We start from the raw sequence: 23,501 nt of genomic DNA, 5'->3' as shown, positions 1-23,501 counted from the left end.
ATGAAACCTATCTTCATCCTCAATGGCCCCAATTTGAACCGTTTGGGAAAGCGCGAGCCGGAAATCTACGGCACGACCACGCTTGCCGAGATCGAGACGATGTGCCGGGAGGCGGCTGGACAGCGACCGATCCGCTTCCACCAGTCGAATGCGGAGCACCAGCTTGTCGACTGGATCCATGAAGCGATCGACGAGGGCGTCGGCATCGTCATCAACCCGGCCGGGCTGAGTTTCAGATCGATCCCGATCCTCGATGCGCTGAAGATGTTTTCCGGGCCGATCATCGAGCTTCACATCTCAAACATTCACAGGCGCGAGGAGATCTACCACCATTCGCTGGTGTCGAAGGTCGCGACCGCCGTCTTGGCCGGGCTTGGACCCAAGGGATATCGCGTCGCCGTGCAGTCACTGGTGGAGATGACGGCGGCGTGAGCGGCGCGCCGGCAGACCCAGTGTTTGCCGGAACGCCGTCGGTACTCGCGATCTCAAACGAAACAGGGGAAGGAAAAGCCACATGTGTCCTCCAGGGTGCCTTCATTCGATCTGCGAAAACGCGACGCGACGCGGCCTGCTCAAGGCTGGATTCACCCTCGGCCTCGGAGCCGCCGCCGCGGCAACGCTCCCGACGGTTCAGCCGGCACGCGCCGCGCAAGCAGGTTTCACGGACACGGTCGATCTTTCACATGCCCTCTACGAAGGATTTCCGACCTTCAGCGGTGACAAATGGTTCACCGTCGAGCAACTCGTCACCTTCGCCAAGGACAAGGTGAACCTCAATCGCTGGACGATCGTCGAGCACAGCGGCACGCATATGGACGCGCCGATCCATTTCTCCGCCGACGGCCTGACGGCCGATCTGATCCCGATCTCGGATCTCATCGTTCCGGTCGCCGTCATCAACATAGCCGCCCCCGCCGCCGACAATGTCGACACGTCGCTGACGCCAGATGACGTCAAGGCGTGGGAATCGAAAAACGGTCCGCTGCCGGAGGGATGCTGCGTCGTCATGAATTCCGGCTGGCACAAACTGGTCGGTGATCCGAAATTCACCGGCAATGACGACCAGAAGAAGAATCACACACCAGGCTTCCACATCGAAACGGCGCAGATGCTGATCAACGAGCGCAAGGTGAAGGGCATCGGAGTCGACACGCTGTCGCTCGACACCGGGCTGAATTCGGGTGGAGCGTTTCCAGTTCACTACGAATGGCTGGGAAGCGGTCGCTGGGGCGTGGAATGCCTGGCGAATCTCGACGCGATTCCGGAATCCGGGACGCGTCTCTTCCTCGGCATCCCCAAGGTGAAGGGCGCCACCGGCGGTCCTACCCGGATGATCGCGCTCCTATGATGCCGCAACAAGACCGCGTCGAGTCTGTCGTTTTTTCCCTCGATCCTTTTGGGTCGAGGGCGTTGCGGCGCGGGTCCGCAAAGAGATGAAGACCTCGATCGCCACGGTCTCGATAGGCGGCGACTTCCCCGAGAAGCTCGCCGCGATCGCCGCCGCCGGCTTCGATGGCGTCGAGATCTTCGAAAACGATTTCCTGGGTTTCGACGGCTCGCCCGCCGACGTCGGCAACATGGCGCGCGATGCCGGGCTCGCCATCACGCTGTTCCAGCCCTTCCGCGATTTCGAAGGGCTGCCGGAGCCGCAGCGCAGTCGAGCATTCGACCGCGCCGAGCGCAAATTCGACGTCATGCAAGAGCTTGGTACCGATCTGATGCTGATCTGTTCCAGCGTCTCGCCGGTGGCGCTCGGCGGCATCGACCGCGCGGCGGCGGATTTCCGCGAACTCGGCGAGCGCGCCGCAAGGCGTGGCTTGCGCGTCGGCTACGAGGCGCTTGCCTGGGGAAAGCACATCAATGACCATCGCGACGCCTGGGAGATCGTTCGCTGCGCCGACCATCCCAATGTCGGGCTTATTCTCGACTCGTTTCACACTCTGGCACGGAAGATTGACGTCGGCTCGATCCGCTCGATCCCGAAGGACAAGATCTTCATCGTGCAACTGGCCGATGCGCCGCTGATCGAGATGGACCTGCTCTACTGGAGCCGGCACTTCCGCAACATGCCGGGCGAAGGCGACCTGCCGGTCAAGGCTTTCGTCGGCGCGGTCGCCGCCACGGGCTATGACGGATACCTGTCGCTGGAGATTTTCAACGATCAGTTCCGTGGCGGGTCGCCGAAATCGATCGCCGTGGACGGCCGCCGGTCGCTGCTTGCGCTGATGGATCAGGTGCGGCGCGACGAACCCGGGCTCCAGCTCGATATGCCAGAGATGCCGGACCGGGTCGGCGTCACGGGCGTGGCGTTCGTCGAATTCGCGGCCGACGATTCCGGAAGTGCCGCGCTGTCAACGCTGCTGCACGCGCTGGGCTTCAAATTGGCGGGACGGCATGTATCGAAGGAGGTCAGCCTCTATCGGCAGGGTGAGATCAACATTGTCGTCAACACCGAGCGCGAGGGTCTGGCCCACTCCTCATTCCTGGTCCACGGGACATCTGTCTACGCCATCGGCCTCAAGGTCGAGGATGCGAAGGCGACAGTCAAACGCGCGCAGGCGCTCGGCGCCGAGCCGTTCGAGCAGGCCGTCGGACCGGGCGAACTGCAGATTCCGGCGATACGCGGGGTCGGCGGCGGCGTTGTCTACTTCATTGACGGCACGTCGGAACTCTCCAACGTCTGGGACGTGGAATTCCTGCCCGTCGACGACGCCAGCCCCTGCGAGCCCGCTGGTCTGACGCGGATCGACCATGTCGGACAGACGATGGAGTATGGCGAAATGCTCACCTGGCTGCTCTTCTACACATCGATATTCCGTACCAGGAAGACGCCGATGGTGGATGTCATCGATCCGTCCGGCATTGTGAGAAGCCAAGCGATCGAGAGCGATGATGGCCAGCTAAGGCTGACATTGAACGGGGCCGAGAACCGGCAGACGCTTGCCGGGCGTTTCATTGCCGAGAATTTCGGCTCGGCCGTGCAGCATTTGGCGTTTCTGACCGGCGATATCTTCGCCACCGCGGCGGCGCTGAGACGAAACGGCTTCGCGCCCCTCGCCATTTCACCGAACTACTACGACGATGTCGAAGCACGGTTCGGGCTCGAACCGGATCTCGCCGACCGGCTGCGCGCCGAAAACATCCTCTACGACCGCGACGACAACGGCGAATTCTTCCAGCTCTATGCACCGACCTTCGGCGAAGGCTTCATCGTCGAGGTGGTGGAACGCCGTGGCGGCTACAAGGGCTACGGCGCACCCAACGCGCCGTTCCGCATTGCGGCTCAGAAACGACATCTGCGGCCGAAGGGCATGCCCCGCGAATTGCGCCGGTGAGAGTCCCGGCATGAATTTCGCGCGCATCAAGGGGGTCACGCTGCACTATCGCATCGACGGGCCGCCCGCCGCTTCGCCGCTCGTGCTCGTCGACGGCGGCGCTGATCCGGGCATCGCGGTTTGAGATCATACGCGGCACGGGTCATATCCCGGCGAGACGCAGGCTTCGTCGGTTCGCCGGCGATGAATTTTCTGCAAGGTCGGCTGGACGCTGCTGGCCGGTTCCAGGTTGGCGGTATTGCGATCGACACGTCAGCCAACGGTTTCGAATATCCATCGCTGGAGAGCGAAGTCGTGCTCGGTATCCGCTGCGAAGATATAGGCGTGGTAGAGCGAGGGGCGCCCCAAAGCATTCCTCACGTGCGCGCATCTGCCGGCGCGAGGTACGAAATTGATGCCGCTCGTTCGTTCTTAGGGAATGCTGAGAGTGGCGTCCCATTTTCCCTTAATCACCGCATCCGCGACCAGATCCAGAATCACGGCTCGCACCGCTTCGGCCGCGAATGTGCCGGTTCTGTCAGCAATCTCGCAAATGAAAAGCGTGCGTGACAGTTCCGGCTCGATGATTGGACGAAAGTGAAGAGCACCGCTTTCGATATGTTCCTTCATAAACAGCTTTGTTCCGATCACACAGCCAAGTCCCGCAACAAGGGAATCGGCAATGGCATGAACCGAATTCATCTGCAGTCGAGCCTTGCTTTCGAGTCTCTTCAGCAGGCCGACATCATCGACCAGGGCTCGGGCAGAGAGCCCTTGCCGCAAGAGAATGATCGGAAGCTCGAGCAAGCTGGCGAATGGTATCGGCTCGTCGGTGTCGCCAATAATTTCACGTTTCCCGATACAAATCATGGTTTCTTCGAGGATCGGCTGGGTTTTCAGACGCGATTCCGTCGGTGGATTATAGACGAGCGCGAGATCAACTTCCGACGTCATGAGATGCATCAACGTGGAACCCGAAAGGCTTTCGGAAAGCGAGAGCCGCAGTTTCGGATAATCCGCCAGGACTCTTTGCGCCAGCGACACACCGATGGCTTTCACCGCCGAATAGGCCATGCCGACGGAGACATCTCCAGATATTTGCCCGCCAGATTCCCGGATATCTTTCTCAGCAGCTGCCATCGCCTTCAGGATCGATTTGGCGTGGGTATAGAGGCGCTCTCCTGCCGCGGTCGGCTGCATTCCACGCGGCTTGCGGAAAAATAGAGCTGTAGATAGCTCCGCTTCAAGATTGGAGAGGTGGTGGCTCAGAGCCGATACGGCGATGCGCATGTGTTCGCCGGCAGAAGACAGGCTGCCGTGCTCGTAGACCGCCGAAAAATAACGAAGTTGCCGTGAATCCATACGTTTCTCGTTTCGAGAAAGCAGATTTAGAAACACTATAATTTCGCGATGCCGAAGACAAGGATATCGTCCTCGGGCTGACGACAAATGTGGATCGGACCGCCCATGGAATTGACCTTCAAACCGCTTGACGGTCTTCGTGTCGTCGAGATGAGCCATATGATCATGGGACCCTCCTGCGGGATGTTTCTCGGATTTCTTGGTGCCGAGGTCATCAAGGTCGAACCGCCGGAAGGTGACAAAACTCGAAGGCTCGGCGGTATGGGCCGGCCAATGTTTCCCGTCTTTAACCGCGGCAAGAAGTCTGTTCAGCTGGACTTGAAGACCGAAAGCGGGCGGGCTGCGTTGGACAAGCTTCTCGCGACAGCCGATGTTTTCGTCGAGAACTTCCGCGACGCTTCGCTCAGCAAGATGGGCGCTGATCTGGATCGCCTCCGAACACAATATCCAACAATGATCATAGCCTCGCACAAGGGCTTCTTGCGTGGACCTTATCAGGATCGCACGGCGCTAGATGAGGTCGTGCAAATGATGACCGGACTTGCGTATATGACCGGACCGACGGGCCGGCCGCTACGGGTCGGGTCGTCGGTCAACGACATCATGGGTGGGCTTTTCGGAGCATTTGCCGTCCTGGCAGCACTCCTTGAGCGTCACCAGACAGGGGACGGGCGCAATCTTCGCATTGGTCTGTTCGAGAACTGCTTGTTGCTCGTTGCCCAACACATGGTCCAGTTCGAGTTGGAAGGCAAGAATCCACCGCCCATGCCGGAGCGTGAGTTCTCCTGGCCCGTCTACGACATCTTCGACACGGCGGATGGGCGGCAGATTTTCGTCGGTGCCGTCACTGAAGGACAATGGGCGTCGTTGTGTGGTTTGCTCGGTCTCAATGAACTGCTTGCAGATGACCGTCTGCGAACACGCATGGACCAGATCAATGCCCGCGCCTGGACGGTCCCCATAGTGGCCGCCGCGATTGCTGGCAGCGATGCAGATGGCTTGCTCAAATCGTTCGAGGAACTCGGCATTCCCTATTCGCCGATTGCTAAACCCAGTGACATGTACGCTGATCCACACGTCATGCGCCCTGGCGGCCTTGCAACATCGAAAACATCGGAAGGCGAAACGTTTCGAGCGCCCTCACTGCCATTTGAAGTCGATGGGATCATGCTGACGGGCGGCGGTGACCTTCCTGCTGTCGGCCAAGACACGGAATCGGTACTGAAACAGCTCGGTCTGACCGATGCGGATATCGAATCCGCCCGTGGCGATGCCAAGGCGCAAGCCGCATGAGATCGCTAGCTGAAATCTATCCCGCCGACCGTGTGACGCTTCGAGAGGTCGGACTTCGCGATGGGCTTCAGTTGGTGAGAACATTTCCATCCACCAGCGCCAAGCGCGATTGGATCGCCGGCGAATATGCGGCGGGCGTTCGTCACTTCGAGATCGGCTCCTTTCTGCCTGCATCACGCATGCCACAATTCGCTGACATTCGCGAGATGATCAAAACAGTTGCTCGCCTTGAGGGTGCGTTTTCCATGGGGCTGGCTCTCAATGAGCGAGGCGCAATAGATGCACTCGAAACCGAAGTTGACGAAATCGTCTGCGTCGTCTCGGCAACTGAGGAACACAGCCAGGCGAACATGCGCCGATCACGCGACGCTGCAGTCAAGCTTGTCGGCAAAGTGGTCGAGCTGCGCAATCAATCGCAGGGCAAGCCGCTTGTTAATGCCGGGATTGCCATGGCGTTCGGTTGCTCGATCGCAGGCACCGTCAATCCAGCAGAAGTGCTGCATCTCGCCGAGGCGTGTCTCGAGGCAGGGGCCGATATAATCGGAATCGCTGATACTGTGGGTTTTGCCGGACCGAGGCAGGTCGGCGGACTATGCGTTGAAATGAAGAGGCTCTGCGGCGATCGACCGTTTCTCGTTCATCTCCACGACACACGCGGGATGGCTATTGCCAACGCCTCGGCGGCACTCGATGCAGGCGCTCGAATTCTTGACGGTTCGCTCGGTGGTCTTGGGGGCTGCCCGTTCGCTCCGGGCGCAACTGGCAACATTGTCTTCGAGGATCTCGTCTATCTCTGCGAGACAATGGGTTTCCGAACTGGAATCGACCTGGATGCGCTGACGGCGGTGCGCGCTATTCCGGAATCGGAAATGCCCGGTGAACAGCTTTACGGCGCCATCGCGCGGGCGAAGCCGCCCAACACAATGGATTGGCGGGCCTGATCTGGAGGAGATCGGCCACCCTTATTGGCATTCGCATAGACACCAAGGGAGGAAGTTATGATCACACGCAGGCATTTGCTAGCAGCGACAGGCAGCATCGGCTTTGTACTCGCTACCAGGCAATCAGTATTCGCCGCATCCAGCGCTTCGATAACATACGGATCCACGACTCCGATCTATGCGATTAGCGCTGTTGCCCTGGAGAAAGGCTTTTTCAAAGCTGAGGGGCTGGATATGACCCTGACACCGCTCGATGCCGGCTCGCTCGCCCGGCAAATGGTCGCCGCCGGGCAAGCCACTTTCGGACAAGGCGATGCGAGCCATCCGCTGCAGCTGACCAACCGCGGCAAGCCCGCCAAGATGATCATGGCGACCCAAGTGGTCGCGTCGACTGCAAACATGGTGGTCAGGGCGGATCTTTACGAGCAAGGTGTGACGACCCCTGACCTGTTGGCCAATATGAGTAAGCCGGATGGCTCAAAACCGGTGATTGCAGCCACTGCTATCGGTTCTGGAACGTGGATGTTCGGTTCCTACTATTTTGAAAAGCGAGGCCTCGACAAGAAGGTGAATTGGATCGCTGGCGGTGGCAGCAAGACTTCGCTCGCCGGTCTCCAATCAAAGCAATATGATGCGCTCATGACGCCCCTGACCTGGCAGTTGCAGGCGGAACGTGGCGGGTTTGGCAAGACCATTTATGATGTTCGTGCCGACGGCGTCTGGCAGCGCGACTTTGGCGGAAACATTCCCTCGATCGTCATCTATGCATTGCAGGATACCATCGATCGCGAGTCGGAAATGGTTCAGGCATATGTAAATGCCATTTACCAGGCCATGCGTTGGGTGAAGACGGCACCCGCAGACGAGGTCTACGGCCTGGTCGCCAAGAAATATTATGGTGGGATCGATCCGGAATTCGCCAAGACTGAACTGTTGTTCGACCGTGACACGTGGGCCTACGATGGCACGATAGCACCCGAAGACTATGAGCGCGGTGCGAAGGTCTGGTTTCGCAAGGCCACGGAGATTCCCCCAACCCCATTCGAACAAGCGGTCGATACGCGCTTTGTCGCTGCCGCAAAGGCAAGGTTCGGCTGAGATGACGATCATGCGGCCGGTTATGAGCCCGTCGCTGCCCCAGCGGCAGCGGACCACTCGTATTGAGGTGCGCGCCCTCGAAAAGAGTTTTCGTGCGGCTGGTGCGGGCTTTACCGCTGTCGATCGGGTTTCTTTCGACGTGGCTGAGGGAGAGTTCGTCGCTCTTCTTGGACCGTCCGGCTGCGGCAAGAGCACGATCCTTAACATGGTCGCGGGTCTTGTTGAGAAGACTAGCGGAGAGATCCTGATCGACGGCCAGCAGATGAACTTCGGCCAAGTCAATCCGAAGGTTGGCTACATCTTCCAGCGCGACACAGTATTTCCCTGGCGGACCGTGGAGGCGAATGTCGAATATGGTTTGGAAATCCACGGCGTCCCGAAGCTGGAACGGCAGGAACGGGTTCGCAAAGCGCTGCAGATGGTCGGCCTTGCCGATTTTGCCAAGAGCTTTCCGAGGATGCTCTCGGGAGGCATGCGCCAGCGCGTGGCGCTGATGCGCACCCTCATCACCAGGCCAGAGATTCTGCTGATGGACGAACCCTTCGGAGCGCTGGACACCCATACAAAACTGGAGATGCATCGCATCCTCCTGGAGATATGGGAAGCGCGGCGCCAGACTGTGATCTTCGTCACACATGATCTTGGCGAGGCCCTGACGCTCGCCGATCGCATCATTCTTCTGTCTGCACGCCCTGGCCGGCTGAAGGAAGATTTTGAAGTCCCCCTCGCGCGGCCGCGCGACGCGGTCGCGCTGCGCGAGTCACGCGAATTTGCTGAGATGTTTTCTCACATCTGGCACTCGCTCGGTGAGGAATTCAGGAAGACCAAGGCGGAATGAAATGAAACCGAACGTCATCGCAGTGTTCTCGTGGCGAATTACGATTCTCATTGCCATTCTAGCGATCTGGCAATGGGGTTATGACCTGAGGAGCATCGGGATATTGCGATATATAGTGCCAAGCATTCTCGATCCCTATTTCGTCTCCAGGCCTTCCGAGATATGGCAAAGCTTTCTCCGCCTTGGCTGCTTTGCGGATCAAGCGGGTACGATGCTGGACCGTTCAGGCATTGGGCAATGCTTCAATGACAACGCCAACAATCTCTGGTCGGCGACACTTGCTACTTTGAAAAACACTTTTTTCGGCTTTCTGGGCGGGACCATATCGGGTGTTGTAGTCGGGATGGTCCTAGGGCGCTCCGACTACCTGTCAAAGGTATTCGAACCGTACGTCGTTGCACTCAATTCGATTCCGCGTATTGCCTTGGTGCCGTTGATCATACTCATGTTCGGCATCGGCGACATGTCGAAGATTGTTACGGCATGGATCGTGGTGTTTTTTGTCGTCTTTTTCAATACTTACGAGGGAACAAGAGCGGTCGACCAGGACCAGATCGCCGCCGCCCGGCTGCTTGGGGCAAGTGAAGGAAAGATTCTTCGCACTGTCGTCGTACCGTCTGCCTTGGCATGGGTTTTCGCATCGTTGACGCCGGCTGTTTCCTTTGCGCTCGTCGGTGTCATTGTCGGCGAGTTTATTGGGTCAGAACGCGGTGTCGGCAAATTGATCGTCGAGTCTGAAGCGCGCGCGGATGCCGCCGGAATGATGGTCGCAATTTTTGTGCTCATGATCGTGGGGATTCTCCTGGCGGTCATCGTCCGCCGAATTCAGGCCTATTGTCTGCGCTGGCAACCGCAATTTAACAGCCACGGTTGAGCCTGCCGTTTGGACAATGCCAAAGCCAGCTGGCGCGAGGGGAATTTTCTGCCGACGATCAATGCCTTTATATTCGCGGGCTGGGCCTGATGCACGGTACACGACTCAGGTCTGTTTTGAGATCGTCATCGATCTTCGGGGTGCTTTTGCGAGCCATGCGTTGGCTGCTGCTTTGGGGCTGTTGACGATCCAGTCCCTGAGCGCGTCGAGACCGATGCGGAACCAGGATTTTTGGCGACGGCCATGGCTTTTGCGGGGGATGGCCTTCATGCCCATGGTGCTGGTGGCGCATCGGTAGGCCCATGTGATGGCGAGCATGGCGATGATGATGAGGTTTTCTAGCTTCTCGGGATTGGTAATGTGGGTGTCTTCGAGATTGAGGCCCCGTGTCTTGGTATCACCGAACAGGCATTCGATCCCCCATCTCTTTCGATAGTCGTTGAGGGCTTGCTTGGGATCGGGGCGAATGGTGGCGACGATCAGCCATTCATTGTTGCCAAGGCGCTTCGCGACAAGGCGGACAGGTTCGCGCGTGGCACCTGCCGTGCCGTTGATGCGCCCCTTGCAGATGATTGCCGCGCATCGGGCCCGCCTGCGCCGCAAGAGCGTGGCCAGCGACCATGTGTGGCCGTCATCGAAGGTGACGGTCATGTCGACCTTCACGCGGATGGCAAAGGGGATATTGTTTTCGTTGAGGAAATCCATCCATTCAGCGCCGATGAACTCACGATCGGCGAGCAGGCAGCGGATGGAGGCAGCAGGAAACAGGCTGAGATAGCGGCGCATCAGCGCGATGCGATGGCCCGTGTCGGAGTTGCCTTGATGCGGCAGCAAGGTAAACAGCAGCGGCACCCGGAAGCGCCTTGTGACGATCGCCAGCATCAGGATGTTGATGTCGCGCGATCCGAGCTTCCAATTGGTGCGGTCGAGCGCCAGATATTTTGGTCGCTCCAGGTTGAGCATGTGCACCACCATCCGCGCAGCCACGGCCTGGTCGAGCCGGACGAACTGGAAGAAGCGCTGCAGCCGCCGATACTTCGAGGCATAGAGGGCCGGACCGGACAGATGCACGGCCAGATGCGATAGATTGACAGTGCGCGACTGGGCAAGCCCGGCGATCAGCACCACAAGCGTCATAAGCCGGCTCTTGCTCAGCGCGAAGTGCCAACCTAACGTCGCGCTGAGAGCGGAATGAATCAGTGTCATGGGCGAAGATCCTTTTGCTGAGGAATCTTCAATCCAAACACATCATCCCGTTCTCACCCTGACTGTCGTGTACCGTGGGCCTGATGTCTTCTCCATGAACGGGTTGTAGCGCGTCTTCAGCACGCAAAATGACTCACCGGCGCTCGCCGCTGCCGATGTCGGAGTCGCGATCTGTGGTACGGACATCGCCATCGAAAGAGCCGACGTCGTCCCGAGCGCGTGCGGCAACGAAGGCGGTGGAGTTGCACCGAGAATCGCGCGTTGGTCGACCTAGCCAGAGCGCAGTGGGGTCGTCGGTGAAGGAGGTCGTCGCGGAAGCGTTCGGCGTGGCTCCGTCACAGTTGGGCGTGGCGCAAGCAGATGGCCGGCCATGAAGCTCGATCCCGAGTCCTCAAGAGCCTATCAGGGCTTGCCGGAACTGGAATACCCCTTCCACGACCGCGACATCCTGGTCACCGCCTGCGGCCGCATCTGCATGCACAGGAAGAAGATCAACGTCTCCACCGTGCTCGCCGGCCAGAGGCTCGGAATCACCGAAGTCGACGACGGCATTTGGCTCGTCAGCTTCATGCATTACGATCTCGGATATATCGACTTGGAACAGAGGACCTTGCAGACCATCGACAACCCGTTCGGCACGAGGTTGTCACCCATGTCTTAGGTACAAACTGTTACCTATGTCTCCGGGCTGGACAGGGAAGCGGCCATTTGTATGCGTTGGTGCCGGCCCTCAGCCACCATTGGCATACTGGCTTATTGCGATAAAGCGCTCGCGCACGATCTCGACCCGGCCCTGCGGCCCTCTGATATTGCCCTGCAGAAAGTCATCGAAATCTGGTGCTTCAAGTGGAGCTTTGAACTGGCCGCCGATGTAGGTGCGGACCTCGTCGTTAGCGGCTCCGAGTTCAGCGACCAACTCTTCCCGGCCGTCGATGATCAAAAGTAGGTCCTCGGCATCCCGGCCGGAGAGCAGATCGTTCCCACCTCTGCCGAGATATGCCTCCAGCTTCGTCGCGACGAAGAATGCCGGTGTTAGGCGGCGGATGATGAGGTTATCATCCAACGGACAGTCGACCGCAGTCTCGATGCCCCTTTCATACCAACGATTGCTGTTGAGACTTCTATTGAAGACTCTATCGCGACTGCCGCAGCGAAAGCGAGAGCGAAGCTTCTGAAGCCGGTGTTCGATAGGCTTGTGACGGAAACTCACGCTGAGATGTGAGGCCCCTGGCAGCCGCGAGCACATGAAAGACCAGACGCGCGACGGCTGATCGTCAGCCTCCCGCCAGCGACAATCCGCGGGCGCGCTCGCGCAACAGCGCAAGCAGGTCGCTGCGCCGCGCTTCAGGCGTGTCGACAGGCAACACGAAACACAAGGTCCTGTTGATGGCGCCATGGCCGTCCTGGATCGGCGCGGCCATGCACCAGGTGAAACGGTCGGCCAGCGCGGCGGTCTCGCTGTAACCTTGGCGGCGCGCCGTGGCGACATCGGCGAAGAACTCGGCTGGCGCAATGATGCGGCCGTCGGGAAGCCTGTAGTCGGCGGCGGGGATGAAGTCTCTCAGCTCATCCTCGTTCATGTGGCCGAGCAGCAGTCGTCCCGATGCCGTCCACGGGATCGGCACCTCGACCCCGACATCGCTTGAAATCCGGAACGGGCCGGGCGAGTCCCGGCAATCCAGAACGATATATTTGTTGCCGCGTAAACCGCACAGCTGCACCGTCTCGCCTGTCTCCGCGGCCAGCCTGTCCAGGGTCTCGATGATGCGCCGGTAGTGGGCGTTGTGATGCGAATAGGCCCAGCCGAACAGATGCATCGCGCGCCCGAAATAGACGTAGCCTTCACTGCCGACGTTTTCGAGCATTTCGGCGTCAAGCAGGCTGTTGACGATTTCGTAGGTGGTCGAACGCGGTGCGCCGATCATCTTGGCCATGTCGCCGACGCGCATCGGCGCGCGGTGCCGCAGCAAAGCCTCGAGCAGCATGATCACGCGGTCGATGCCGCGTCGTCGTTCGCCACTGCGCGGCTCCGCGCCGGCTGCCTTTTCGATCAGATCAGTAGCCCCGTCGCTCATCTCAGCCGCGTCCATTCAAGAATCATTTCGGTGCTCGTCCCAAGACGCTTGAAAGATGTCAAGGCTCGGTCTAGCATCCCATTTGTCTGATATACAGACAGGATGTCTGAAATACCAGACAAACTAACGAGCCTGACGCAGAAAGTCCCGACGAGAACAGGCGGTTTCCGAGCTCGGCAACCGACGGGTTTCGTCGTCCCGATTCCGCACGTCGAGCCACAACCTCTGAAGGGAACAGTCATGATGAAATCATCGTTTTTCGCATCCGCCAGCGCCCTTTGCCTCGGTCTCGTGCTGAGCCTCGGCGCCGGTTCGCAGGCCAACGCCGCCGCCAACTGCATCAAGGGCGACCGCAAGGCGCCGTACACGATCGGCTGGGCCAACATCTATTCCGTGCCGACCTGGATGAAACAGACGCAAGGTACGATCGAAGCCGAAGTCGAGACCCTGAAGAAGCAGGGTCTTGTCGACAAGCTCGTCGTGACCGACGCCCAGGGCGATGCCAACGTCCAGATCCAGCAGATCCAGTCGATGATCGATTCCAACGTCGATGCCATCATCCTGATTGCCGGCTCGTCGACGGCGCCGGCCCGTGTGCTGGCCGACGCCTGCGCCAAGGGCATCGCCATCATCAACTTCGACAGCCTCGTCGATACCGATCAGGTGACGGCCAAGGTCAATACCGATTCTTCCCAATGGGGCGACCAGGCGGCCAAGTTCCTGATCGACGCCATCGGCGGCAAGGGCAAGATTCTGATCCTCAACGGCCCGGCCGGCGTCTCGGTCAGCGACGACAGGCGCAAAGGCGCCGACGCCGAGCTCAAGGCTCATCCCGACGTGACGGTCCTTGCCGAGACCAACACGCCTTACAATGTCGCCCCTGCCCAGGAAGCCGTAACCAGTCTGCTCTTCGCCAACCCCGAGATCGACGGCATCTTGTCGCTCGGCGGCGCGCTGTCGGCCGGTGCCGTGCTCGCCCTAGACAAGCAGGGCCGCGAACAGGTGCCGATCACCGGCGAGAACGCCCGTCAGTTCCTCGAACTCTGGAAGGAAAAAAGCCTGAAGAGCTGGGCGACGATGCAGCCGAACTGGCTCGGCGCCTTCGCCACCTACACCGCCGTCCAGGCGCTGGAAGGCACGGATGTGCCGGCTTTCGTCAAGATCCCGCTGCCGGTGATCGACAATTCCAACATCGACGAATATCTCGCCCGGGCGAAGGATTTCCCGGCTGACGGTTATATCTATTCGCCTTACGATGAGGAACTGTTCAAGAAGCTGCTGGCTCAAAAGTAAGCCGGAAAGGCCGCATAAATTGCAGATCACGGCTCCGCTTCTTGCCGCGCGGGGGGTGTCGAAGTCTTTCTTCGGCAACCCCGTCCTGCGCGACGTTTCCATCGCTCTCCTGCCGGGCCGCGTGCATGCGCTGCTCGGCGAGAACGGTGCCGGAAAGTCGACCTTGATCAACCTTTTGTCCGGCGCCTTGCGTCCGGACAGCGGGACGATCGAGGTCGATGGACGCGCGGTCTCACGCATGACTCCCGCCATTGCGCGACAGGCCCGGATCGCCGTCGTCCAGCAGGAACTCAGCCTGACGGCCAGCCTTTCCATCGCCGAAAACATTGGCCTTGGCGCCTATCCACGCCGGTTCGGCCTTGTCGACTACCCCGAACTCGCCGCCCGGGCCAAGGCCGCGTGCGACCTCGTCGGCCTTCACGAACCACTGTCGACGCCGGTCGGACATCTGTCGCTCGGCCGCCGGCAGATGGTGGAGATCGCCAAGGCACTTTACCGCCGGCCGCGCGTGCTCATTCTTGATGAACCCACCTCGTCACTCTCGGCAACCGAAACGAAAATCCTGACCGATCTGCTGGAGCGGCTGCGCGGCGAGGGCATCGCCATCCTCTACATCTCGCATCGGCTGAACGAAATCATGTCGCTATGCCAGCATGTCACCGTTCTGAAGGACGGCACCTGCACGGCGGATCGCACCCTGGAAGGAACCGATGCCGCCGGGCTGGTGCGGCTGATGGTCGGCCGCGACCCGGGTGACCTCTTTCCGCAATGGCAGCCTTCAGCTTCGCCTGCCAACGCCATCTCGGTTCGCAATTTTTCAGCCGGTCTGATGCGTGACGTTGATCTCGATATCAGGACAGGCGAGGTGCTCGGCATCGGCGGCCTGGTCGGGCAAGGCCAGGAAGATCTGCTGCTCGGCCTCTACGGCGCCATTCCGGCGCGGACGGCATCAGCGACCGTCAACGGTGCCTCAGGTTTGCCAGGCGGCGTGCCGAAGGCCAACGCGCTCGGGCTGGCCTATGTGCCGGCCGACCGCAAGCGTGAAGGCCTGCATCTGATCCATCCCATCATCACCAACATGATGCTGCCTGCCTTTGCGCGGGTGCCGGCGCTGAAGCTGCGCAGCCGCCGCGCCGAGCGCGAGACGGCCAGAGGTCTTGCCGCCCAGCTCGGCATCAAGGGCGACCTCGACCGGTCGGCGCAGGCCCTGTCAGGCGGCAATCAGCAGAAGGTGGCGCTGGCGAAATGGATGCCGCACGACCCGCTCGTGCTTCTCCTCAACGATCCGACGCGCGGCGTCGACGTCGAAACCAAGCGTGAAATCTATTATATGCTTCGCAACTTCGCTGCTGCCGGCAAGGCGGTCGTGCTGCTCAGCTCCGACACGCCCGAACTGGTGCATCTTTGCGACCGTGTCGCCGTGGTCCGCGAAGGCCGCATCGTCGCCATGCTGGCGCGCGGGGCGCTCAGCGAGGAAGCCATCGTCTCCGCCGCCATGGGCGCCGGACAGCGGAAGGTTGCGGCATGAACACACCTTCCTCCGCAAACCAGACCGGCGCGCTCTACTGGCCGGTTCAGTTGCGCCGCAATGTCGGCGTGCGCAGCCTGTTCGCCGTCGTCCTGGTGTTTCTCGTCGCCTATGGCATCCTCTTTCCCGGCCTCTTCACGGCCGCGGGCTTCGCCAAATTCACCCAGAGCTGGTTTCCGCTGGCGCTGGTCGCCATGGCGCAGGCGATCCTGATGCTCACCGGCGGCATCAGCCTGGCCATCGGCGCCACGGTCAGCCTGGGCGCGGTCATCGCAGCGACGACGATGGCGGGGCCGCTGGGCGTCGCCGGCGGCACCGCCGCGGTGGCGCTGACCGGCCTCGGCATTGGGGCGACGACCGGCTTCATCGTGGTGCGGCTTCGCCTGCCGGCGATCGTGGTGACGCTCGCCGGTTCCTTCATCATCGGCGGTGCGGCGCTGCTCATCCTGCCGCGGCCCGGCGGCGCCATTCCAGCGTGGTTGTCCGATCTGCTTGCCGGCAACACGCCGGCGGCATTCGCGCTCCTGCTGCTCATCGCTGCGCTATGGAAACTCTATCTCGCCACGCCACTCGGCTTGAGCCTCTATGCCGCCGGCGAGAATCCGGTCGGCGCCTATCGCTCCGGCGTGCCGGTCGATGGTGCGCGCATCGCGGCCTATGCGATCAGCGGTCTGCTCTCCACGGGCGCCGGCCTATTCGTCGCCGCGCAAACGGGTTCGGGCGATCCGGTCATCGGTGCCGCCTTTACGCTGAATTCGATTGCCGCCGCCGTGCTCGGCGGCATCGGCTTCCTTGGCGGACAGGGCACTATGCGCGGCGCGCTTGCCGGCAGCCTGCTGCTCAGCCTGATGATCAGCGTCATGTTCTTCCTCGGCTTCACGCCAGTCACCCAGTATGTCGCCCAGGGCCTCATCATCATCGGCGCGGTCGCCATCCCGCAATTCCGCAAGGTGCAGCAATGACGGCATGGACTGAAAGCGCGGGCGGCAGACGCGTCTTGACGGTCCTGCGCAGCCGGCCATTCCTGACCGTTGCCATCGTTGCTGCGGTCTGGATCGTGGCGAGCTTCGTTTCGCGCGGCTTCGGCGCCTACGGCCATTTGCGCTATCTGATCGAGCTCGGCGCCGTCATCGGCCTGGTTGCGGCGGGGCAGACCTTCGTGGTGATCGCCGGCGGCATCGATCTTTCGGTTGCGGCCATCGTCACGGTCAGCGCAGTCAGCCTGCCACTGCTGTCGTGGCAGGCGGATCCGACCGGCATCACCGCCATCCTTGCCGTTCTTGCACTGACGACGGCAATCGGCCTGGTCAACGGGCTGGGCGTCGCGCTGCTGCGCGTCCACCCGATGATCATGACATTGGCCATGGCGACATTCCTGCAAGGTCTGCTGATCATCGTCGCCGGCGGCAGTGCGGTGACTGCTGAAAACCCGCTGGTGCACTGGCTCGGCAATGCGCGGCCGGCCGGCATTCCGGCCGGCGTGCTGTTGTGGGTGGTCGTCTCCGTCATCGTGCTGACGGCGATGCATGCGACATCCCTCGGCGCCCGGATCTTCGCCATGGGCGCCAATCCACTCGCCGCGGCACTATCGGGGGTTCCGGTCACATCCACGACACTCACGGTCTACGGCATCAGCGGCTTCTGTTCGGGACTTGCCGGCGTGCTGGTCCTCGGCATGAACGGACAAGGCTATGTCGGGATCGGCGATCCCTACCTGCTCGCCTCGATTGCCGCTGTGGTGCTCGGCGGCACCTCGATCCTCGGCGGACGCGGCACCTATGCCGGCACCATCCCGGGCGCCATCCTGCTGGTCACCATCACCGCGCTGATCACCGTCGTCAACGCATCGCCCGGTTGGCGCAGCATCCTGTTCGGCTCGCTCATCCTAGGCCTGCTGCTTCTCTCAGGCCGGGAGCAGGCGCGCCGATGACACATCATCCAGCCGGTAGATGCGCCTTGCGTTGCCGTAGAACAGCGCCGTCTGTTCGTCTGCGGAAAAGTCCACCGCTATGGTTTTGAAGCCATCGTATATGTCGTCGAACGATGCATGCAGGCCGGCGACCGGAAAGTCGCTGCCGAACATGGCGCGCCCGGTGCCGAAACAGTCGATGCAATGCAGGACGACCGGTTTCAAACTGTCGAGCGTCCAGTCATGATCGTAGGCGACCAGATCCGATATCTTGATGGCGACGTTGTCGTGCTCCGACAACAGCTGCAGACCGTCGCGCCATCTGCGCATTCCCTCGGCGTCACGATCGATCGGACTGCCGCAGTGATTGAGAACGAACTGCTGGTCGGGGAAGGCGGCTGCAAGCCGCACCGCGTCGGCGAGTTGGCGCGGAAACACCATCAGGTCGAAGGCGAGCCTGTATTGGCCAAGCAGGGCAAGGCCGGCGCGCCAAGCCGGATCGTCCATGGTGCCGTCGCGGGTCGCGAAGCGGCGGGCCGGGTCCGGATCCCAACTGAGTATGTCGCGCACACCGACGACACGTTCGAAGGCCGCCTGCGCCTCGATCAAAGCCCGCGCCTGGCGGTCGGCGAGCGGCACGTGGACGACATAGCGCGCGGCGACGCCCCGCGATTTGTCGAGTGTCTCCAGCCACCGCGTCTCGCCGATGCAGTCGTCGCTCGCCCAGCCGGCTTCGACATGCACGGTAGCGACGACATTGTGCCTGCCGGCGTCGCGCACATAATCCTGCGTAAGGTAGTCTTGGCGCAACGGGCCAAGCGCGCCCAGCCCGCCGCGCTCGCCGGACGTGTCGGCGAGCCAGGGATGCCGCCCCAGGCCGAGATCCCAAAGATGATGATGGGCGTCGATGATCGGTCCGGAGTAGGGTTCTGGCACGCGTCTCTCTCATGCGGTGACCGGCATCGGCAATCGATCCCGGCAGGGTTCTGCGACGGCGAAAGGGTTAGCATTGGATGACTGAAAACTCATCAGTCTCGCTTGGCGTGCGCGAAAATTTTCTGCTCGACGACCGCATCCGCGGCGTGCCTCCCGGCACTTCCGGGCTGGACAGCAGCCTTGTCGCAGCCGAGCACTGGCATCCAGCCGAGGGACGCATGGCGCTGCCGGTACTGACCCTCGACGAGGCGGCCTTTGCCGCCAACCGCGACCTGTTCCTGCGCTATGCGCGCGAACAGGGGGTTGCGATCGCACCGCATGCCAAGACGCCGATGGCGCCCGACCTTGCCCGGTCGCTGGTCGAGACCGGAGCATGGGGCACCACCGTCGCCGATATCAGGCAAGCGACAGTGATGCTCAGGGCCGGCCTGACACGGCTGATCATCGCCAATGAAGTCGGCGGAGCGGGCGGCGCAAGCCGGCTGGCGTTGCTTGCCGGTGCCTGGCCGAAGGCCGAGCTCTTCGTCTTTGCCGACTCGGTCGACGCCGTGAACGCGCTTGCCGAGGCTTGGCGCGCCAATGCGGCACTGCCGCCCTTGCGCGTTCTGGTCGAACTCGGCGCGGGCAGGGCGGGCGCCCGCACGACCGCGCAAGCCGAGGCCATCGCCGATGCGATCATGGTTGCCGACGGGCGACTGCTGATCGCCGGCGTCGCGACCTATGAAGGGGCGGCAGCCCAGCCCGAGCCCGGCCGCACCGACGAGGCGATATCCGCTTTGCTGGCCATGACCGCCGACATGGTCCTGCGGCTGCGCGCCCGCGTCGGCGGCAACGCGCCGCTAATCGTCACCGCTGGCGGCTCGGTCTTCTTCGACAAGGTGGTCGCGGCACTGTCGCCGGTGGTTTTCAGCGACAGCAATGCGACGCTGGTTCTGCGCAGCGGCGCCATCTTCTTCCACGACCATGGCACTTACGATCGATCGCTCGGCGCCCTCGATGCCCGCAAGCGTTTTACCATCGGCGGCATCAGCGCTTCAGCGCGACATGCGTTTCGGCCCGCGCTGCGCTTGTGGGCCGAAGTGCTGTCGCGGCCGGAACCCGGCCTCGTCATCTGCGGGATGGGCATGCGCGACGTGTCGTTCGACCAGGGCTTTCCAACGCTGCTCACCGTCTTTCGTGCCGGCAAGCCGTTGCCCATGCCGGCAGCGCGCGCCGAGGTTATAAAGCTCAACGATCAGCATGCCTTCCTGTCGATTGCGCCGAGCGACGACATAGCCGTCGGCGACGTCATCGAATTCGGCATCTCGCATCCCTGCACCTGCCTCGACCGCTATCGCGTGATCTTCGGCGTCGACGCGACCGGCCACGTCCGCCACGCTTTCCCCACATGGTTCGGCTGACCAGATCCCCCAAAAAGAGAACCTCGAAAGGATCCGATATGATCAAGTATTTTCAGTCCGGCTCGCGCATGTCGCAGGCGGTGGTCTATGGCGGCCTCGTGCACATAGCCGGCCAGGTGGCCGACGACCGCAAGGCAGGCATCGAGAGCCAGACCAGTGACGTGCTGGCCAAGGTCGAGGCGCTGCTGGTCGAGGCCGGCAGCAGCAAGTCGAAGCTGGTGGCGGTCAACATCTTCTTGCCGCAGATCGGCGACTTCGACGCCATGAACGGCATTTACGACGCCTGGGTCGACCCTGCGCGCCTGCCGGCTCGCGCCTGCGTCGAGGCGCGTCTCGCCGACCCGGATTTGCGTATCGAGGTCACCGCGGTCGCGGCGGTCTGAACAATGCACACTGGCCACAGCCATACGCTCGACTTCGACCGCGACGGCAAGACGCTGAGCCATCTCAGCATTCCGTTCTCGATCGACCGTTCGCCCTATTTCCAGGTCACGTTGCCGATCTGTCTCATCCGCAACGGCGAAGGGCCGTCGCTGCTTTTGATGGCCGGCAATCACGGTGACGAATATGAGGGCGAGCTGTCGCTGGCAAAGCTGGTGCGCCGGCTCGATCCGCAGCGGATCAAGGGCCGCATCACCATCATGCCGATGGCCAATGCGCCGGCCGTAATGGCCGCCAAACGCTGCTCGCCGCTCGACGGCGGCAATCTCAACCGCGCCTTTCCAGGCGATCCCTCGGGCACGCCGACCAGCCGGCTCGCCAATTTCCTCGAGACGGAATTGTTCCCTCGCCACGACGTCATCTTCGACATCCATTCGGGCGGCACATCTATGGAGCATTTGCCGACCGCACTGGTCGAACGCAATGCCGATCCCGAGCGCCATCGGCGCGGGGTGGAACTGATGCGCACGCTCGGCATGCCCTACGGGTTCGTCGCCGACAACGGCCAAGCTTCGCCGACCTCGATGGGTGCGGCGCGCCGGGCCGGAGCCATCGGTGTCAGCGGCGAGTTCGGTGGCGGCGGCACCGCCACCGTCGATTCGATGGCGATCACCGCCCGTGCCCTCGACAGTCTGATGGTAGCACTGGGTTTGGTCGACGCACCGATTCTTGGCGCGGGCGAAACGCCGTCGGCGCCGACACGGCTGCTGTCGCTGTCCCGGCACAGCCAGGGCGTCTACGCCACCCGCCGCGGCTGGTTTGAGCCCGCCGTCAGGCTAGGCGACAGTGTCAGCGCCGGACAACTGGCCGGCTGGTATCACGATCTCGAACGGCTCGATGTTGCCGAGGAGGCGCTGCATTTCGCCGATGGCGGCCTCGTGCACATAGCCGGCCAGGTGGCCGACGACCGCAAGGCAGGCATCGAGAGCCAGACCAGTGACGTGCTGGCCAAGGTCGAGGCGCTGCTGGTCGAGGCCGGCAGCAGCAAGTCGAAGCTGGTGGCGGTCAACATCTTCTTGCCGCAGATCGGCGACTTCGACGCCATGAACGGCATTTACGACGCCTGGGTCGACCCTGCGCGCCTGCCGGCTCGCGCCTGCGTCGAGGCGCGTCTCGCCGACCCGGATTTGCGTATCGAGGTCACCGCGGTCGCGGCGGTCTGAACAATGCACACTGGCCACAGCCATACGCTCGACTTCGACCGCGACGGCAAGACGCTGAGCCATCTCAGCATTCCGTTCTCGATCGACCGTTCGCCCTATTTCCAGGTCACGTTGCCGATCTGTCTCATCCGCAACGGCGAAGGGCCGTCGCTGCTTTTGATGGCCGGCAATCACGGTGACGAATATGAGGGCGAGCTGTCGCTGGCAAAGCTGGTGCGCCGGCTCGATCCGCAGCGGATCAAGGGCCGCATCACCATCATGCCGATGGCCAATGCGCCGGCCGTAATGGCCGCCAAACGCTGCTCGCCGCTCGACGGCGGCAATCTCAACCGCGCCTTTCCAGGCGATCCCTCGGGCACGCCGACCAGCCGGCTCGCCAATTTCCTCGAGACGGAATTGTTCCCTCGCCACGACGTCATCTTCGACATCCATTCGGGCGGCACATCTATGGAGCATTTGCCGACCGCACTGGTCGAACGCAATGCCGATCCCGAGCGCCATCGGCGCGGGGTGGAACTGATGCGCACGCTCGGCATGCCCTACGGGTTCGTCGCCGACAACGGCCAAGCTTCGCCGACCTCGATGGGTGCGGCGCGCCGGGCCGGAGCCATCGGTGTCAGCGGCGAGTTCGGTGGCGGCGGCACCGCCACCGTCGATTCGATGGCGATCACCGCCCGTGCCCTCGACAGTCTGATGGTAGCACTGGGTTTGGTCGACGCACCGATTCTTGGCGCGGGCGAAACGCCGTCGGCGCCGACACGGCTGCTGTCGCTGTCCCGGCACAGCCAGGGCGTCTACGCCACCCGCCGCGGCTGGTTTGAGCCCGCCGTCAGGCTAGGCGACAGTGTCAGCGCCGGACAACTGGCCGGCTGGTATCACGATCTCGAACGGCTCGATGTTGCCGAGGAGGCGCTGCATTTCGCCGAAAGCGGCATCGTGCTGTCGCGGCGGCTCCACACGATGTGCGAGGCGGGTGACTGCCTGATGCAGGTCGCTGAGCCGGTCGAGGGCTAACCATGAAGCCGTGCCAGGCCGGGCGCCGATATCAAGATCAGGACTGAGGATATTCGATGCAGCAACTGTCCATGTGGACTTATCCCTGGGACATCCAGGATCTCGGCCTTGAGACGGTCGAACGCGATCTTATCGAGCGCGCTGGGCTCAACATGATCAGCATCGCGACCTCTTATCATGCCGGCCGCTTCCTGCAGCCGCGCAGCCAGCGCCGCAAAGCCTATTTTCCCGAGGACGGCACCATCTATTTCAAGCCGACCGCGGCGCGCTGGGGAAGCCTCGCCATGCAGCCCAAGGTGGCTGACGTGACCACCGAGGGTGGCGATGTGCTTGGCAACCTTATCCGCCGGCGCGACGCCGGAGGGCTTGGCGTTTCGTGCTGGACGGTCTGCCTGCACAACACCCGCCTCGGCATGCTTCATCCGCAGGCTGTCACCCGCAATGCTTTCGGCGATGCCAATTACTACAATCTCTGCCCGTCGCATCCCGATGCGCGCGCCTATGTCCGTGCGCTCGTCGCCGACATCTCGCACAGCTACCGGCCAGACAGGATCGAACTCGAAAGCCCATCCTTCATGGGTTTTGCCCATGAATACCATCACGAGAAGGACGGCGTCGGGCTGACGCCGGAAGACGATTTTCTGCTGTCACTGTGCTTTTGCCCGTCCTGCCTTGCGCGCGCGGCGAGCGCGGGAGTTGATGGCGAGCCGGCGCGCAAACTCGTCAGGCATTGGATTGCCGAAACCTGCGAGCACGCGGTGCCGCAACGGCGTTTTCCGGATTTTCCGGTGAGCGGCCTCGAGACGTTCCGACCCT

General features: G+C 61.9%; 21 protein-coding genes and 3 pseudogenes. 19 read left to right on the top strand and 5 right to left on the bottom strand.

Annotated features, from left to right (window positions below; genetic code table 11):
• The 4 genes and pseudogenes from NKH19_RS22665 to NKH19_RS22650 form a co-directional block, all read left to right on the top strand.
• Entirely contained in the window at nt 1–432 is a 432-nt protein-coding gene (locus NKH19_RS22665; protein ID WP_352871352.1) for a type II 3-dehydroquinate dehydratase, read from the top strand.
• A gap of 82 nt (nt 433–514) precedes the next feature.
• Nucleotides 515–1,348: a cyclase family protein gene (locus tag NKH19_RS22660; protein ID WP_352871351.1), complete on the top strand. Its 834-nt coding sequence runs from the start codon at nt 515–517 to the stop codon at nt 1,346–1,348.
• Between the two features lie 85 nt (nt 1,349–1,433).
• Nucleotides 1,434–3,335 (top strand): bifunctional sugar phosphate isomerase/epimerase/4-hydroxyphenylpyruvate dioxygenase family protein, encoded by a 1,902-nt coding sequence (locus NKH19_RS22655; protein ID WP_352871349.1) that lies wholly within the window; start codon nt 1,434–1,436, stop codon nt 3,333–3,335.
• Nucleotides 3,336–3,518: 183 nt separating this feature from the next.
• Nucleotides 3,519–3,644, top strand: a pseudogene (locus tag NKH19_RS22650) (hypothetical protein); the annotation flags it as partial.
• 102 nt (nt 3,645–3,746) lie between these two features.
• Here NKH19_RS22650 and NKH19_RS22645 read toward each other — a convergent pair.
• On the bottom strand, nt 3,747–4,676 hold the full coding sequence (locus NKH19_RS22645; RefSeq protein ID WP_352871347.1) for a LysR family transcriptional regulator: 930 nt from the start codon (nt 4,674–4,676) through the stop codon (nt 3,747–3,749).
• A gap of 105 nt (nt 4,677–4,781) precedes the next feature.
• Between NKH19_RS22645 and NKH19_RS22640 the strand changes: the two genes are divergently transcribed.
• Genes NKH19_RS22640 through NKH19_RS22620 form a run of 5 tightly spaced genes read left to right on the top strand, consistent with a single transcriptional unit; the run spans nt 4,782 to nt 9,720 of the window.
• On the top strand, nt 4,782–5,969 hold the full coding sequence (locus tag NKH19_RS22640; protein WP_352871346.1) for a CaiB/BaiF CoA transferase family protein: 1,188 nt from the start codon (nt 4,782–4,784) through the stop codon (nt 5,967–5,969).
• Entirely contained in the window at nt 5,966–6,910 is a 945-nt protein-coding gene (locus tag NKH19_RS22635; protein ID WP_352871345.1) for a hydroxymethylglutaryl-CoA lyase-like TIM-barrel protein, read from the top strand. Before NKH19_RS22640 ends, NKH19_RS22635 begins: the two co-directional genes overlap by 4 nt.
• Before the next feature lie 57 nt (nt 6,911–6,967).
• Nucleotides 6,968–8,008 (top strand): ABC transporter substrate-binding protein, encoded by a 1,041-nt coding sequence (locus tag NKH19_RS22630; protein ID WP_352971187.1) that lies wholly within the window; start codon nt 6,968–6,970, stop codon nt 8,006–8,008.
• A gap of 1 nt (nt 8,009) precedes the next feature.
• Complete coding sequence (locus NKH19_RS22625; RefSeq protein WP_352871343.1) at nt 8,010–8,846, top strand: ABC transporter ATP-binding protein; 837 nt, start codon at nt 8,010–8,012, stop codon at nt 8,844–8,846.
• Nucleotide 8,847: 1 nt separating this feature from the next.
• Nucleotides 8,848–9,720 (top strand): ABC transporter permease, encoded by an 873-nt coding sequence (locus tag NKH19_RS22620; protein ID WP_352871341.1) that lies wholly within the window; start codon nt 8,848–8,850, stop codon nt 9,718–9,720.
• 105 nt (nt 9,721–9,825) lie between these two features.
• Here NKH19_RS22620 and NKH19_RS22615 read toward each other — a convergent pair whose 3' ends face one another.
• Entirely contained in the window at nt 9,826–10,926 is a 1,101-nt protein-coding gene (locus NKH19_RS22615; protein WP_352871340.1) for an IS4 family transposase, read from the bottom strand.
• Between the two features lie 388 nt (nt 10,927–11,314).
• Here NKH19_RS22615 and NKH19_RS22610 point away from each other — a divergent pair.
• Nucleotides 11,315–11,587, top strand: a pseudogene (locus tag NKH19_RS22610) (IS481 family transposase); the annotation flags it as partial.
• Nucleotides 11,588–11,656: 69 nt separating this feature from the next.
• Here NKH19_RS22610 and NKH19_RS22605 read toward each other — a convergent pair.
• Nucleotides 11,657–11,989 carry a hypothetical protein gene (locus NKH19_RS22605; protein ID WP_352871339.1) on the bottom strand — a complete coding sequence of 111 codons (333 nt, stop codon included), beginning with the start codon at nt 11,987–11,989 and terminating at the stop codon, nt 11,657–11,659.
• 211 nt (nt 11,990–12,200) lie between these two features.
• Nucleotides 12,201–13,001 carry an IclR family transcriptional regulator gene (locus NKH19_RS22600; protein ID WP_352871338.1) on the bottom strand — a complete coding sequence of 267 codons (801 nt, stop codon included), beginning with the start codon at nt 12,999–13,001 and terminating at the stop codon, nt 12,201–12,203.
• Between the two features lie 240 nt (nt 13,002–13,241).
• Between NKH19_RS22600 and NKH19_RS22595 the strand changes: the two genes are divergently transcribed.
• Genes NKH19_RS22595 through NKH19_RS22580 form a run of 4 tightly spaced genes read left to right on the top strand, consistent with a single transcriptional unit; the run spans nt 13,242 to nt 17,752 of the window.
• Nucleotides 13,242–14,294: a substrate-binding domain-containing protein gene (locus NKH19_RS22595; RefSeq protein WP_352871336.1), complete on the top strand. Its 1,053-nt coding sequence runs from the start codon at nt 13,242–13,244 to the stop codon at nt 14,292–14,294.
• 19 nt (nt 14,295–14,313) lie between these two features.
• The gene (locus NKH19_RS22590) at nt 14,314–15,822 is read left to right on the top strand and encodes a sugar ABC transporter ATP-binding protein (RefSeq protein WP_352871334.1); all 1,509 of its coding nucleotides are present in this window, start codon (nt 14,314–14,316) and stop codon (nt 15,820–15,822) included.
• Nucleotides 15,819–16,784, top strand: coding sequence for an ABC transporter permease (locus NKH19_RS22585; protein WP_352871333.1), 966 nt, complete (start codon nt 15,819–15,821; stop codon nt 16,782–16,784). Before NKH19_RS22590 ends, NKH19_RS22585 begins: the two co-directional genes overlap by 4 nt.
• On the top strand, nt 16,781–17,752 hold the full coding sequence (locus NKH19_RS22580) for an ABC transporter permease (protein ID WP_352871332.1): 972 nt from the start codon (nt 16,781–16,783) through the stop codon (nt 17,750–17,752). The genes NKH19_RS22585 and NKH19_RS22580 overlap by 4 nt, the downstream gene beginning before the upstream one ends.
• On the opposite strand, the gene NKH19_RS22575 is transcribed toward NKH19_RS22580, so the two are convergent.
• On the bottom strand, nt 17,726–18,667 hold the full coding sequence (locus NKH19_RS22575; protein WP_352871330.1) for an amidohydrolase family protein: 942 nt from the start codon (nt 18,665–18,667) through the stop codon (nt 17,726–17,728). The genes NKH19_RS22580 and NKH19_RS22575 overlap by 27 nt on opposite strands.
• A 77-nt stretch (nt 18,668–18,744) precedes the next feature.
• Here NKH19_RS22575 and NKH19_RS22570 point away from each other — a divergent pair, with 77 nt between their 5' ends.
• The 5 genes and pseudogenes from NKH19_RS22570 to NKH19_RS22550 form a co-directional block, all read left to right on the top strand.
• Nucleotides 18,745–20,067: an alanine racemase gene (locus tag NKH19_RS22570; protein ID WP_352871329.1), complete on the top strand. Its 1,323-nt coding sequence runs from the start codon at nt 18,745–18,747 to the stop codon at nt 20,065–20,067.
• Nucleotides 20,068–20,105: 38 nt separating this feature from the next.
• The gene (locus NKH19_RS22565; RefSeq protein WP_352871328.1) at nt 20,106–20,450 is read left to right on the top strand and encodes a RidA family protein; all 345 of its coding nucleotides are present in this window, start codon (nt 20,106–20,108) and stop codon (nt 20,448–20,450) included.
• Between the two features lie 3 nt (nt 20,451–20,453).
• A complete protein-coding gene (locus tag NKH19_RS22560; protein WP_352871327.1) occupies nt 20,454–21,671 on the top strand; it encodes a Rid family hydrolase in 1,218 nt (405 codons plus the stop codon).
• Between the two features lie 3 nt (nt 21,672–21,674).
• On the top strand, nt 21,675–22,685 hold the full coding sequence (locus NKH19_RS22555) for a succinylglutamate desuccinylase/aspartoacylase family protein (RefSeq protein WP_352871326.1): 1,011 nt from the start codon (nt 21,675–21,677) through the stop codon (nt 22,683–22,685).
• A 56-nt stretch (nt 22,686–22,741) separates the two neighbouring features.
• A pseudogene (locus tag NKH19_RS22550) lies at nt 22,742–23,501 on the top strand (hypothetical protein); the annotation flags it as partial.

This window comes from Mesorhizobium sp. M1338 (assembly GCF_040318045.1).
GTDB lineage: Bacteria > Pseudomonadota > Alphaproteobacteria > Rhizobiales > Rhizobiaceae > Mesorhizobium.
Note: the sequence above shows the minus strand (reverse complement) of the source record. Positions and strands in the feature narration are given on the sequence as shown.